Annotated in this window: 11 protein-coding genes; 3 read left to right on the top strand and 8 right to left on the bottom strand. The window is 60.7% G+C overall.

Annotation, left to right across the window (positions count from 1 at the left end; genetic code table 11):
• Positions 1-8 precede the first annotated feature (8 nt).
• Positions 9-2,012 (top strand): CocE/NonD family hydrolase, encoded by a 2,004-nt coding sequence (locus tag K290_RS0100055; RefSeq protein WP_028749976.1) that lies wholly within the window; start codon positions 9-11, stop codon positions 2,010-2,012.
• On the opposite strand, the gene K290_RS0100050 is transcribed toward K290_RS0100055, so the two are convergent.
• The 3 genes from K290_RS0100050 to K290_RS0100040 all read right to left on the bottom strand — a co-directional run bounded on the left by K290_RS0100050 (position 2,013) and on the right by K290_RS0100040 (position 6,087).
• Positions 2,013-2,933 (bottom strand): alpha/beta hydrolase, encoded by a 921-nt coding sequence (locus tag K290_RS0100050; RefSeq protein WP_028749975.1) that lies wholly within the window; start codon positions 2,931-2,933, stop codon positions 2,013-2,015.
• Between the two features lie 99 nt (positions 2,934-3,032).
• Positions 3,033-4,883, bottom strand: coding sequence for an ABC transporter ATP-binding protein (locus tag K290_RS0100045; protein WP_245276437.1), 1,851 nt, complete (start codon positions 4,881-4,883; stop codon positions 3,033-3,035).
• 4 nt (positions 4,884-4,887) lie between these two features.
• Positions 4,888-6,087: an aminotransferase class V-fold PLP-dependent enzyme gene (locus tag K290_RS0100040; RefSeq protein ID WP_028749973.1), complete on the bottom strand. Its 1,200-nt coding sequence runs from the start codon at positions 6,085-6,087 to the stop codon at positions 4,888-4,890.
• A 107-nt stretch (positions 6,088-6,194) separates the two neighbouring features.
• Here K290_RS0100040 and K290_RS0100035 point away from each other — a divergent pair, with 107 nt between their 5' ends.
• Positions 6,195-7,034 carry an IclR family transcriptional regulator gene (locus K290_RS0100035; RefSeq protein WP_028749972.1) on the top strand — a complete coding sequence of 280 codons (840 nt, stop codon included), beginning with the start codon at positions 6,195-6,197 and terminating at the stop codon, positions 7,032-7,034.
• Positions 7,035-7,049: 15 nt separating this feature from the next.
• Here the strand turns inward: K290_RS0100035 and K290_RS0100030 are convergent, their stop codons facing one another.
• From K290_RS0100030 to K290_RS0100010, 5 genes are all read right to left on the bottom strand, one after another.
• Positions 7,050-7,547, bottom strand: coding sequence for a RidA family protein (locus tag K290_RS0100030; protein ID WP_028749971.1), 498 nt, complete (start codon positions 7,545-7,547; stop codon positions 7,050-7,052).
• Positions 7,548-7,687: 140 nt separating this feature from the next.
• The gene (locus K290_RS0100025) at positions 7,688-8,890 is read right to left on the bottom strand and encodes an amidohydrolase/deacetylase family metallohydrolase (protein WP_028749970.1); all 1,203 of its coding nucleotides are present in this window, start codon (positions 8,888-8,890) and stop codon (positions 7,688-7,690) included.
• 3 nt (positions 8,891-8,893) lie between these two features.
• Complete coding sequence (locus K290_RS0100020; protein WP_028749969.1) at positions 8,894-9,763, bottom strand: ABC transporter permease; 870 nt, start codon at positions 9,761-9,763, stop codon at positions 8,894-8,896.
• Positions 9,763-10,704 (bottom strand): ABC transporter permease, encoded by a 942-nt coding sequence (locus tag K290_RS0100015; protein ID WP_028749968.1) that lies wholly within the window; start codon positions 10,702-10,704, stop codon positions 9,763-9,765. The genes K290_RS0100020 and K290_RS0100015 overlap by 1 nt, the downstream gene beginning before the upstream one ends.
• 57 nt (positions 10,705-10,761) lie before the next feature.
• Positions 10,762-12,243: an ABC transporter substrate-binding protein gene (locus tag K290_RS0100010; protein ID WP_210311424.1), complete on the bottom strand. Its 1,482-nt coding sequence runs from the start codon at positions 12,241-12,243 to the stop codon at positions 10,762-10,764.
• 316 nt (positions 12,244-12,559) lie between these two features.
• Between K290_RS0100010 and K290_RS0100005 the strand changes: the two genes are divergently transcribed.
• Positions 12,560-12,804 (top strand): transposase (locus K290_RS0100005; RefSeq protein WP_028750436.1); only part of this gene is annotated, 245 nt, incomplete at its 3' end.

Here is a 12,804-nt window from a genome sequence, read left to right as displayed (position 1 = left end):
ATAGGATCATGACCGACCGCAGCTTCACCACCATCGAAAACCACTGGATCACCCTCAAGGACGGCACGCGGCTTGCGGCGCGCATCTGGATGCCCGACGGCGCGGAAAGCGATCCGGTACCGGCAGTGTTCGAGTTCCTGCCTTACCGCAAGCGCGACGGAACGAGCCCTCGCGATGAATCGACTTACCCGATATTTGCTGCCGCGGGCATCGCCGGTGTCCGGGTCGATATTCGGGGTTCGGGCGAATCCGATGGCGTTATCGACGGCGAATATACGGAGCTTGAGCTTGCCAATGCCTGCGAGCTGATCGCCTGGATCGCGGCACAGCCTTGGTCGAATGGCTCCGTCGGGATGATGGGCATTTCCTGGGGAGGCTTCAACAGCTTGCAGGTCGCCGCGCTGCGGCCGCCCGCGCTCAAGGCAGTGATATCGATCGCCTCCACGGTCGACCGCTATAATGACGATATCCACTATAAGAATGGCTGCCATCTCTCGGCGCAGCTTTCCTGGGCCGCGACCATGCTCGGCTATCAATCCCGCTCGCCCGACCCCGAGATCGTCGGCGACCGCTGGCGGGATATGTGGCTGCAACGCCTGGAGAACGAGCCCTTCTTCATGGAGGAGTGGCTGCAGCATCAACGCCGTGATGATTTCTGGCGGCATGGGTCCGTCTGTGAGAATTTCGCCGATGTTGATATCCCCGTCCTTGTCATTGCCGGCTGGGCGGACGGCTATCGCAACACGCCGCTGATGGCCGTCGAAGGTCTTGGCGATAAGGCAAAAGCGCTGATTGGTCCGTGGGTTCACAAATATCCGCATTTTGCCTGGCCGAAGCCACGCGCCGATTTTCACGGCGAGGCGATCGCGTGGTGGAACCGCTGGCTGCGCGGCGACAGGAACGGTGCAGAGAACTTGCCGCAGGTGCGCGCCTATATTCTCGACGCAGTGCGGCCTGCGCCGCGCCGCGAATTCGATCCCGGCTTCTGGATTGCCAAGCAGGATTGGCAGCGGCCGGATATGCAATGCTTCTATGTCGAGCAGTTCGGTACGCTGATGGAAGGCATGCCGATCCCGCACGCGCCGGAACATGCCGTCCATCTGCGCTCGCCCCTCGATACGGGTACGACCGCGGGCGAATATTTCACCTTGAAACCTGATGCCGAAATGGCGATCGATCAACGTCTCGACGATGCCGGCTCGCTGACCTTCCAGACCACACCACTATCCGCCGATCATGACTATCTCGGCCGTCCGGTCGTTACTCTCTGCCTGCGCTGCGATGCCGAAACGGCCAATCTTTGCGCCAGGCTCATCGATCTCCATCCCGACGGCACCGCGACACGGGTCTCCTTCGGCGTGCTCAATCTCGCCCATCGTGAGGGCAATGCCGAGCCGAAGCCCTTGCAAAAAGGGGAACGCACCACAATCAGGCTGACGTTGGATGCCTGCGGCTACCGGTTCCGAAAAGGGCATCGTATCGTTCTTTCGCTCTCGACGGCCTATTGGCCGATGATCTTGCCGCCGCCGGAAAATCCCGGACTGACGATCGATATCGCCTCCATCGGTTTCGCTCTGCCGAAGCTCGGCGCATATGAAACCATCGACATCAAGCAGCCGGACAATCCTGACCCGCTGCCGAAATATATCGAACATGCCCCGGCGGCGACAAAGCGTCAGGTCGTGCGCGATCTCTCCGCCGACAAGACCCATTATGAAATCCGTGAGGATACCGGCCTTTTCGAACATCCGGGCACCGGTCTTTCCACGCGCCAGCTCCGCGAGGAGGTCTGGTCTATCGCACCTGACGATCCGCTATCGATGAGTGGCACCTCGATCTGGACATGCGACATGCGGCGGCCGGGATGGTACGTCCGCACGGTGGCGACGGCGACGATCTCTTGCACGGCAACCGAATGGATCATCCGCGCGTCCGTCATCGCCTTCGAAGGCAACACGCAAATTTTCGAAAAAACCTTCGAGGAAAAGCGTATCCGGCGCGATCTGATGTGATCAGTTCGATCCGGCAAATCGGCTGGCTGCCTCACATATGGCGCGGAAACCGGCGCGCGCGCCGTCGCTCATATGCCGTGCTCGCAGCCAGGCATGCACCATCTGCGGCTCTTCGCGAAACCAGACCTCGACGCCTGCCTCGGCGAGCCTCGCTGCATAGTTGCGGCCGTCGTCACGCAGAGGGTCGAAGTGCGCAACCGTTATGAAGGCTGGCGGGAGGCCGGTAAAAGACGATGCCGTAAGGGGCTCGGCGACTGGATCGCCAGCCGGTGCCTTCAATACGCTGCGATAATAGCCGACGTCGGCGGTCGTCAGCCCGGGCGCATTCGCCATTTCCTCGTAGGAACCGGAAACAAGGTCGCCGCCCAGCGCCGGATAGATCAAGACCTGCCCCGTGATGCCTGAAAACCCCTCGCTCTTTGCCCGAACGGCGAGGCCCGCCGCCAGATTGCCGCCGGCGCTGTCTCCCATCAGTACGACGGTCCTTCCCGCAGCAAGCAATGACTTGAGAACGCCATAGCAATCATCCGTCTGCGCCGGCCAGCGATGTTCGGGCGCCAGGCGGTAATCGACCGACACCAGTTCGGCCCCGGCATGGTCGGCGATCTCGGCGCAGATCGCATGATGGCTATCGAGCGAGCCGACCACGAAGCCCCCGCCGTGAAGATAAAGCAGGCATGTCGAGGTCCGGATCGTCCGCGGCTGATAACGCCTGACCGGAATTCTTCCGATCACAACGTCATCCTGCGTGCGCATGCCATCGGGCAATGGGCGGTCGAAGCGGCCACAAAGTGCATCATACCATTGCCGCTGCTGCTCTATGGACGCCGACACGGCATCAGGCGGATAGAAGGAATCGCAGATCTCCATGAATTGCAGAATGCCCGGCTCGGTCGGTCGGGGTTGCTGGGAAAAATCCATGGGATACCCTCACGATAAGGCTCATCATGCAACCATAACATTATCGGCAGAAGCCGCTAATCCAAGGACGGCCTGCGACACTGCAATGACGACAGGCGGTCAACGGGCCACCCGATGGCCAGGCGAAATCTCTACATAATTCAGCGGCTGCATAATGTGATGAGGAGGCCGGATCGGGCTTTTCAGCTCATCGGCGGCAATGCCGTGCTTCAATTTCCGCCGTGCCGGATCGGGAACGGGCACCGCCGACATCAGCTTCTTGGTATAGGGGTGCTGCGGGTTTTCGAACACCGCCTGGCGCGGCCCGATCTCGACGATTTCGCCGAGATACATCACCGCGACCCGGTGGCTGACCCTTTCGACGACGGCCATGTCATGCGAGATGAACAGGAAGGCAAGGTTCAGGCTTTGCTGCAGGTCGAGCAGCAGGTTGATGACCTGCGCCTTGATCGAAACGTCGAGGGCGGAGACGCTTTCGTCTGCGATGATCACCTTCGGATCCAGGGTGAGCGCCCGGGCGATGCAGATGCGCTGGCGCTGCCCGCCGGAAAACTCATGCGGATAGCGCGCCGCCATATCCGGCGTAAGGCCGACCTTCACCAGGAGGTCGGCAACCTTCTCGCGTGCCTCTTTCGCCGTTCCCATCTTATGTTCGAGATAGGGTTCGGCAACCGCAGCGCCGATCGTCATGCGCGGATTGAGGCTGGCGAAAGGATCCTGAAAGATCATCTGCACCTTCCGGCGCATATCGCGCAAACCCCTGCGGTCGAGGAACAGCACTTCCTCCCCATCGACAAGCACGGAACCGCTTTGCGGCTCGATCAGCCGCATGATGGCGCGGCCCGTCGTCGACTTGCCGCAACCGGATTCGCCGACCAGCGACAGCGTTTCCCCGGCCCGGAGATCGAAGGAGACGTTTTCGACCGCATGCACCCTGCCCTGCAGCCGGCCGAAAAGGCCGGAATGAATGTCGAACCGTTTGCAGAGATCCCTCACCTGCAATACGGGCCGCTGCGTGGCCGCAACGGTATCGGCCGCCTCCGTCAGCGGCTCCGCCTGGCCTGTCTCGCTGTTGACGACAGGAAACCGCAAGGGCCGTTCGTGCCCCTTCATGGAGCCGAGTATAGGAACCGCCGAAAGCAGCGCCCGTGTATAAGGATGCTTAGCGTGGAAGAAGATCGCGCTGGTCTCGCCCGTTTCGACCTGTTCGCCGCGATACATAACGATGGTACGGTCGGCGATCTCGGCGACTACGCCCATGTCGTGGGTGATGAACAGCACGGATGTTCCCTGCTCTTCCTGCAGCATCTTGATGAGATCGAGAATCTGGCCCTGGATGGTAACGTCGAGCGCCGTGGTCGGCTCGTCGGCAATCAGCAGCTTCGGGCGCGAGGCGAGCGCCATCGCGATCATCACGCGCTGGCGCATGCCGCCGGAGAAGCGGTGCGGGTATTCGTCGAAGCGTGAGGCGGCGGATGGGATGCGCACGCGCTCCAGCAGCCGGATCGTCTCAGCCTTCGCTTCGGCTCTCGATATCTCGCCGTGGCAGAGCAGCGCTTCGGCAATTTGATCGCCGATGGTGAAGAGCGGATTGAGGCTGGTCATCGGCTCCTGGAAGATCATCGCGACGTCTTTGCCGCGCACCTTGCGCATCTCGCGTTCCGACAGCGCCAGAATATCCCGCCCGCCGAGGATGATGCGGCCGGTGATCCGGCTCATGTCCTGCTGTAAGAGCCGCATGATCGACAGCGAGGTGACGCTCTTGCCGGAACCGGATTCGCCGACGATCGCCACGGTCTCGCCCGGCGCCACCGTGAAAGAGACGTCACGCACCACCGGCTTCCAGGCTCCCTCCACCAGAAAGGAGGTCGTCATTCCCTCCACCGAAAGTACCGCCTCGGCGATCTGTGAAGTCTGGTTCTTGCGGGCCATCGTCATTGCCTCATTCATCGCGTCAATCCGGCCAACGCAACAGACCGTCGAAACGGCGGCGGCTGCGATCTTCCAGGGACGTGGCAATGATCTCATTCGAGGCCTGCGCCCTGTCGAGCTCTTCACCGATCCGGGCTGTTACGATTACTTCCTCGCCGGGATGCAGGTTGCAGGGATCGAGATAGAAGTAATTGTGCTCCACCTCGTGGTCGCGCACAATGATCGGCGGATTTCCCCGTGCCAAAGCGTCGGCCAGGTCCCAGGCGGTGATGTGGGCCTCGCGCTGATCGATGGTGAGACGCAGCCGGTCGAGCGGATTATTGGTCGGATCGGGCTCGATCATCGCTTTGACGCCAGGTCGGCCGTCGAAACGGTCACGCCAGAGACGGAGATAGCCGGCCTCGCGCTGCCGGATGCCGGCATGGTCGCGCGTCTCCCAGGCTTCGAGCGCTGCCATAACGCCGAAGATGCTTTCCTTGCCGACCTTCATGCCGCGGCCAATGCCGAGATTTTGCAGGAAAGTGTTGCGCACCATGTCCTTGCGCCCTGCGACGATGCCCGAAGTCGGCCCGCCGAGGAATTTGTGGCCGGAGTAGAGAACGAGGTCCGCTCCCTGCTCCAGGAAGATGCGCAGGTCATATTCGGACGCTGCATCGACAATGACCGGAACGCCCTTGGCATGGGCGATCTCACAAAATTCCTTGAGGCTCAGCATGCCGTAGTTCACGACATGATGCGAAACGACATAGAGGGCGGCTGCCGTCTTTTCAGTGATCGCACCTTCGAGATGATGCCGGTATGTCGAAGTCGCCTGGCCGATCAGCACAACCTTGCCGCCTGCAAGCCGCACTGCCTGATCGACCGGCGCGCCATAGCTCACCACATGCCCCATCTGAACGATGACTTCGTTTTTATCACCGCGCACCTCGGGCAGACGCTCGATCGCGGCAAGGTCATTGCCGGTAATGGCGGCGGCGACTGCGAGGCTAATACCGGCCGAGCAGGAGGCAGTGACGAAACCCGCTTCGCCGCCGGTCAGCCGCGCGATAACGGTGCTTGCCTTGCGCTGCAGGTCGTTGATCTCGACAAATTGCGGCAGGATGGAGCCCATTGCCGCAATCGCCTGCGTCACGACAATCGATGCGCCAAGGCTCGTCATCGTGCCCGAGACATTGATGACGGGGCGAAGTCCGACGGACGGACGAATGTCTTCATTCGGCATGGGATCTCCATATTTTTTTGCTGCTGGCCGGTGCTTGCAGTACCGAGCCATCGACAGCTATGCCATAATTATGTAATAAACCACCGATTTGAACGGGAGTTCGGTTTTTGGACGCGAAGACATCACGCATCGGCTACTCCGAGAACGAGGCGGCCAATGAAAATGACGGCAACGTCGTCAAGGGATCGCGGCGCTCGCGCGTCAGCGGCATCGATCGGGCAATGCAGGTCATCGATTACCTCTACGAAACCGGCGCGCCCTGCGGTGTCTACGCCGTGGCCAAGGCCATCGGCGCACCGCTCTCGACCGTCTACGTCATCGTTGACGACCTCGTTGAGAAGACCCTTCTCAGCCGCAATCCCGATAGCACGATCTGGCTCGGCGCCCGTCTTTATCACTATGGTCTCGCCTATGCCCGATCGCTCGACTTCATGAGCGTCGCCACCCATGAAATGCACGATCTCTGCCGTCAGACCGGGGAAACCGTCCAGCTTTGCGGCCGCGACGGCGACCACATGCTCGTTCTCGCGATGGCCGACGGCCCAAGCCATTTCCAGGTCGCCTCGCGCGTCGGCACGAGGGTGCCGCTCAACTGGACGGCGTCGGGCCGCCTGCTGGTCGGTCACCTGCCGGAGGAAGAGCGCATCGCGCTTTTTCGGCATTGCGCGCGCACCTCTCCAACCGGCCGCGCCGACGTCGATCCGGTGACCCTGTCGACGGCTGCGGCAAAAGCACTGGAATCGCGCCTGTCGATCCAGGCCGGCGAATCCGACTATTCCGTCGCCTGCATCGCTTCGCCCATATGCGACCGCGATGACCAGTGCGTTGCCACCATCTCCATCGTTCTGCCGGAGCAGAAAGCCTTTTCCGACAAAGGCCATTACGTCGCGCAGGTTCAAAGCTCGGCGGAAAAGATCGAGAGGTTGATGGGCTGGCGCGGCCATTGACGTCCTCTCCTTCCCTCAGCCGTGCAACGCTACGATTGCTTCGATCTCGACGGTGATATTGCCCGGCAATGAGCCGAAGCCGACGGCGGAGCGGGCATGTTGGCCGGCCGTTCCGAAGACTTCGATGAACAGGTCGGAGCAGCCATTGATGACGCTGGGATGATCGGCGAAATCGGGTGTGGCGTTGACCATGCCCAAAAGCTTCACCACCCGCTTGACGCGCTTGAGATCGCCGAGCGCATCCTGCATGACGGCGAGCAGATTGATGCCCGTCAGCCGCGCATGGCCGTAAGCCTGTTCGATGCCGACCTCTGCGCCGACCTTGCCGAAGTGCATGGTGCCGTCGGCCTCTCGCGGACCTTGGCCGGACAAATAAAGCATGTTGCCTTCTAGAACATGGGTCACGAAATTGGCGATCGGCGGCGGCGGTGGCGGCAGCGCGATGCCGAGGGTGGAGAGGCGCTCATAGGGCGAACCCGATGCGCTCTCGGCTGTGGCTGAAGACTGGTTCACACAAACTCCTGTCGTACAATCATAAAATTCGAAGCTCAGCTAAAGCTCGTCGCGATCTTTCGGATTCGCTCCGACGCTTTAGCTCTTTGTTTTTGCATGTCGCTCTCGCAAAACCGCCGCACACTTTTGCGCGACATGCATTAATGGCTGTGGCCATGGGGCGTCAGTTTTCGCGCCCGCGGGATGTAACGGCTCGCAGCGAAGGCCTCAGCGCCGACGACCGCGTAACGCGGTTCGAAGAGCTGCGTCAGCATGGCGGCATCGCCCATCGAATCCACCGCCTCGATATCGGACTCCACAAGATCGAAGATCGTGAATTCGGCCTGCTCGCCGACCGCAAGCCGATTGATGAGCGGCAGTTTGATGGCCGAAGCTGGCGCATGCGTGACCGCCTCGATCACCTTCTCGAAGGGCATGCCGACCGACAGCAGCTTTGACATCGTCGTCGCAAGATCCCAGACCGGGAAATTCAGCGACCGGTTGTGCAGATCGGTGGAGATTGAGAAGGGCAGAAGCCCGCGCTTAATGGCGGCCTCGGCGACCCGGAAGGAAAAAGACGCGCCGCCATGGCCGATATCGAGACGGATGCCTTCGCCGGCGCAGCGCTCGGCGAGATCAAAGAGATCCTCATCCTCCATGAGACTGCTGCCGGCCTTGCCGTTGAAGCAATGCGTGACGATATCGCCAGGTCCGAGAACCTCCAGCACCTCGTCATAGAGCGCCGGCGGTTCGCCGACATGCACCATCATCGGAATCTTCAATATCTTGGCGATCTTCTTGCCAAGCTTGACGGGTGTGATCCCCCAGGAGCCGGTGATGACATGGCTCGCACGCACCTTGATGCCCACGATATGCTCGCTGTTGTCGGCGTAGACCTGAAGCATGCGGTCGAAATCGATCGAACGAATGTCGATCAATTCGCTGACGCGATTGCAGGCAACGAGACCAATCGAGCCGAGATTGAGAAACGCCTTGATGCGCTCGCGTGCAGGCTCGATGATGTATTCGCGGAAACCATGGAAATTGGCTTCGCCCGCCGAGCCGGCATCGACCAGTGTCGTCACCCCGCGTTCGACGCCGCATTCCGATGGGCGGAGGGAAATATCGGTCCCGCCGTGCCAGATATGGACATGCAGGTCGACCCAGCCCGGCGACATCCAAGCACCCTTGCCATCGATCCTTTCGACATCAGCCGACACCGCAAGCGACGGACCGACCTCGGCAACGCGCCCGTCCGCCCCGACCAGCACGTCGACAACGCTACCGGGGGCCACCTGCTCGAAAGCCATCGGCTTGACGTTGGCGATCAGTAGTGGTCGTTTCGGTTCATATCCGGAAGACATGAGCTACAAGTCCTTTCGAAGTCTGGGATCGAGAATGTCGCGCAAGCCGTCGCCAACCATCTGCAGCGACAGGACGGAGAGGATGATGGCGAAGCCTGGGAAGAGGGTCATCCAATCGGCCTGATCGAGATATTGCCGGCCGGCGGCAATCATGGTTCCCCAGGTCGGAATATCCGGGCTCACGCCAAGGCCCAAGAAGGAAAGACCGGCTTCGGCGAGCATGGCGTTGGCAAACAGGAAGGTGCCCTGCACCAGGATTGGCGACAGCAGGTTTCTGAGCACATGCCGCGTCATGATGTGCAGCGTCGAAACGCCAAGCGCGCGCGCCGCCTCCACATAGGGCAACTCGCGGATGACCAGGGTCGAAGCGCGAACGATACGCGCGAGCCGCGGCGCATAGACGATACTGAGGGCGACGATGACCGTGGCCAGCGATGGCCCAAGGGCCGCGACCAGCGCAATCGCCAGCAGAATGTCGGGAAATGCCATCATCGCGTCGACCAGCCGGGCGATCGGCGTGTCCAACTGCTTGAAGAAGCCGGCGAGCAGGCCGAGCGTGACGCCAATGACAGCCGCCAGCGCGACGACCGCACCACCGACAAGCAACGACAGGCGGCCGGCATAGATGGTGCGCGTGAAGACGTCGCGGCCGAACTCATCGGTGCCGAAGAGATGAACGAAGCTCGGCGGCTTCAGCCTGTTGACGATGGACAGCTTGGCCGGTGCATAGGGCGCAATTAGCGGCGCGAAGACGGCAAGCAACACGAAAATCGTCAGCACGGCGACGCCGAAGACGACCGTCTTGCGCTTGAAGAGACGCCTGGCGAATTTGCGGCGCTCGGCGCCAACGGTGGTGTCTGATATCGAGGCCATCAGTAGCGCACCCTCGGATCGACCAGCAGATAGAGCATGTCGATCGCAAAATTGATCAGCACGTAAAGCCCGGCAATGACGAGCAGCGCGCCCTGAATCACCGGATAGTCGCGCCGAAGCACGGCGGACACGACGAGATTGCCGATGCCCGGCAGGCTGAAGATGGTCTCGGTCACCACCGCGCCGGAAATCAGCACGGCGGCGGTCAGCCCGATGACGGTAAGGATCGGGATCAGCGCATTTTTCAGTGCATGCTTCAGGATCACCTTGCGCTCGACGAGACCTTTTGCCCGAGCGGTGCGGATATAATCGTCGCCAAGCACATCCAGCATCGAGGCGCGGGTGAAGCGCAGAATCAGCGCCGAGGAGACGACGCCGAGCACGATCGAAGGCAGCGCCAGGTGATACATCCGATCCGCAAATGCCGAACCCGGGCCGCCATATCCGGAGACGGGAAAGATGCCGTGGCGAACGGCGAAGAACTGAATGAGGATGAGGCCGAGCCAAAAGCTCGGGATGCTGGCAGCGAGCATGGCAAGCGCCGTCGCCGCCTGATCGAACAGCGAGCCGCGGCGATAGGCGGAATAGATGCCGATCGGCAGGGCGATAATGCTGGCGATAACAAGCGAGAATACGGTCAGGAAGAAGGTCGGTTCGGCGCGCTCGACCAGCGCCGAAGTCACAGGCTCGTTGAGAAAGATCGATTGGCCGAGATCGCCGCGCAAGAGCTGGCCGAAGTAATAGAGATATTGCAGGGCGAGCGGCTGGTCGAGGCCCAACCGGGCTCTGAGGCTGGCAATGTCCTGCGCGGTCGCATCGGGGCCGAGCATGACGGCGGCCGGGTCGCCGGGGGTGACGCGCACGATCACGAAGACGATCGTGACCACCAGGAACATCACGACGATCATGCCGAAGAGGCGCTGAAGGATATAGCGTATCATGTCTTGTCCGATCCTCCGGCCGCTTCCGTCGCGGCCGGAATGACGAGCCTATGGCTGCTACTTCTTGATCGACGCGTTCCAGAAATACGGCCAGGGCGCAGCCTCGACCCCTTCGAGCTTCTTCGATTTGGCGGCCAGCGCGTTGAAGTCGCCGATCTTGATCAGCGGCACTTCGTCGTAGATCACCTTCTGAACATCAGCCCATGCTGCCTGGCGTTTGCCGGCGTCAACGGCGGAATTGAAGGCATCGACGGCGGTCTTTCGGACCGGCGTGTCCCACCAGCCCGGCGAGCTCGTCGACATCTGGCCCATCAGAGCCGGCTCCGGCAGGAAGGGGCTGTGGGTGATATAGATGTCCCACAGCTTCGGATCGGCACGGCGTTGCGTGAGTGTCGCCCAATCGACCACCTGCATGTCGACATTGAAGCCGGCTTGCTTCAGATATTCGGCAGCAACCTGCGCCATTTTGTAGTGGAACTCATACTGGCGGCTGGTGAGGATACGCAGCGGCTCGCCGTTATAGCCCGCCTTCTTCAGCAGCGCCCCGGCGGCCTCGGGATCGGCGACATTATAGGCGCCGTTCGTGCCGGCATCTGTATTCCAAACATAGGGCTTCGGATAAAGCGCGGCATCGAGCGAATAAAAACCGGTGCTGCCGAAGGCGGCCGCAAGCATATCCTCCATGCTGAGTGCAGTGCGCACCGCCTTGCGGATATCGACATTCTTGGTGATACCGTTTGCCGTGTTGAAGACAAAGACAGGATAGCCGAAGGGCTTCAGCATGACCGGCTCGGACGCTGTCGAGCCTTTCAGGCGGTCGAAGGATTCGACCGGCAGCGCGTCGACGTAATCATATTGACCGGCAACCGCCGCCTCGACGCGGGTGTTGGCGTCCGGAACGGGTACGAAGCGGATTTCATCGAGATATTGATGTCGGGCGCCGCCATAGCCATCGGCCTCGCCGCCGCGGGATTTATACCCATCGAAGCGCACCAACTGAATATATTGGTCGGCCTTGCGCTCCTTCAGCATATAGGGACCGGTGCCGATGAAGGTGGTCATCGGGTCTTCCTGATGCTTGGCCGGAATGATGATTGCGGCCGAATTGTTGAAAGCGAGGAGCGAGAGAAGCGGCGCGTAGGGCTGCTTCAGCACGATCTTGACCGTCGATGGATCGACCGCCGAGATGCTGTCGATCATCGCCGCCGTCTGCTTGCCGCGTGAAGCAATCTTGGTCCAGCGATTGAGCGAGGCAACGACATCTTCAGATGTCATATCGCTATTGTCGTGGAACTTGACGCCGGTGCGAAGCTTGATCGTATAGATTTTACCGTCGGCGCTGATGTCGGGCATGCTTTCGGCCAGAAGCGGCGTGACCTTCCAGTTCTTGTCAAAGGTAAAAAGCGTCTCGAAAATATGCTGGGAAACGATGCCGACCAAGTCGGCGGTCGACGCCATCGGATCCAAGGTCGGCGGCTCGCCGATCGTTGCGACATTGATCACGCCGCCTTTTTCCTGCGCCAGAAGCGCCGACGGCATGATGAGAAGAGCTGCTCCCAGAAGAAAGGCAAATTTGTTTCGCACGATATCATCCCCTTTATTTATTCCGTTATTACGGAACGTTAAATGTTATAATGGAATGATAGCCGCGAGGTGAGCGATGTCAATACGGGGAAAGATATCAGGAGAATACGCTCTGATGTGACCGCTCAGCGGCGACCACACCGATATCAGGAGGCGCCTATGGTCGCGGCGTGATGACGTCCCGAGAAGTGGTGTAGCAGGATAGCGGTGGTCATCGGCTTTTTCCGGTAGGGTTGGGTTGTTCAAGCACAACCTGATGGAAAGACCACCGATGACCAATGACATGATGGACCTCCGCTCGCTTGTTGAGAAGAGCGCTGATGCGGATTTGCTGCGCGAGATGATTGGCTTTGCCGCCGAGAAGTTGATGGAGCTAGAGGTTGGCACGAAGACCGGTGCGGCCTACGGCGAGAAGAATGACTTTCGACTTGCTCAGCGTAACGGCTATCGCGACCGCGACTGGGAGACCCGAGCTGGCACCGTCGAACTTCGGATTCCAAAGCTGCGCACCGGCAG

Origin of the sequence: Rhizobium leucaenae USDA 9039 (assembly GCF_000426285.1) — a bacterium.
In the GTDB taxonomy this organism is placed as follows: domain Bacteria; phylum Pseudomonadota; class Alphaproteobacteria; order Rhizobiales; family Rhizobiaceae; genus Rhizobium; species Rhizobium leucaenae.
This window is presented reverse-complemented; position numbering and strand designations above follow the sequence as displayed.

What these genes read in the sequence shown, in the direction of transcription:
- K290_RS0100055 (WP_028749976.1), top strand. Translation starts at nt 9, where the DNA reads ATGACCGACCGCAGCTTCACCACCATCGAAAACCACTGGATCACCCTC.
- K290_RS0100050 (WP_028749975.1), bottom strand. Translation starts at nt 2,933, where the DNA reads ATGGATTTTTCCCAGCAACCCCGACCGACCGAGCCGGGCATTCTGCAA.
- K290_RS0100045 (WP_245276437.1), bottom strand. Translation starts at nt 4,883, where the DNA reads ATGAATGAGGCAATGACGATGGCCCGCAAGAACCAGACTTCACAGATC.
- K290_RS0100040 (WP_028749973.1), bottom strand. Translation starts at nt 6,087, where the DNA reads ATGCCGAATGAAGACATTCGTCCGTCCGTCGGACTTCGCCCCGTCATC.
- K290_RS0100025 (WP_028749970.1), bottom strand. Translation starts at nt 8,890, where the DNA reads ATGTCTTCCGGATATGAACCGAAACGACCACTACTGATCGCCAACGTC.
- K290_RS0100020 (WP_028749969.1), bottom strand. Translation starts at nt 9,763, where the DNA reads ATGGCCTCGATATCAGACACCACCGTTGGCGCCGAGCGCCGCAAATTC.
- K290_RS0100015 (WP_028749968.1), bottom strand. Translation starts at nt 10,704, where the DNA reads ATGATACGCTATATCCTTCAGCGCCTCTTCGGCATGATCGTCGTGATG.
- K290_RS0100010 (WP_210311424.1), bottom strand. Translation starts at nt 12,243, where the DNA reads ATGCCGTCGGCGCTTCTGGCGCAGGAAAAAGGCGGCGTGATCAATGTC.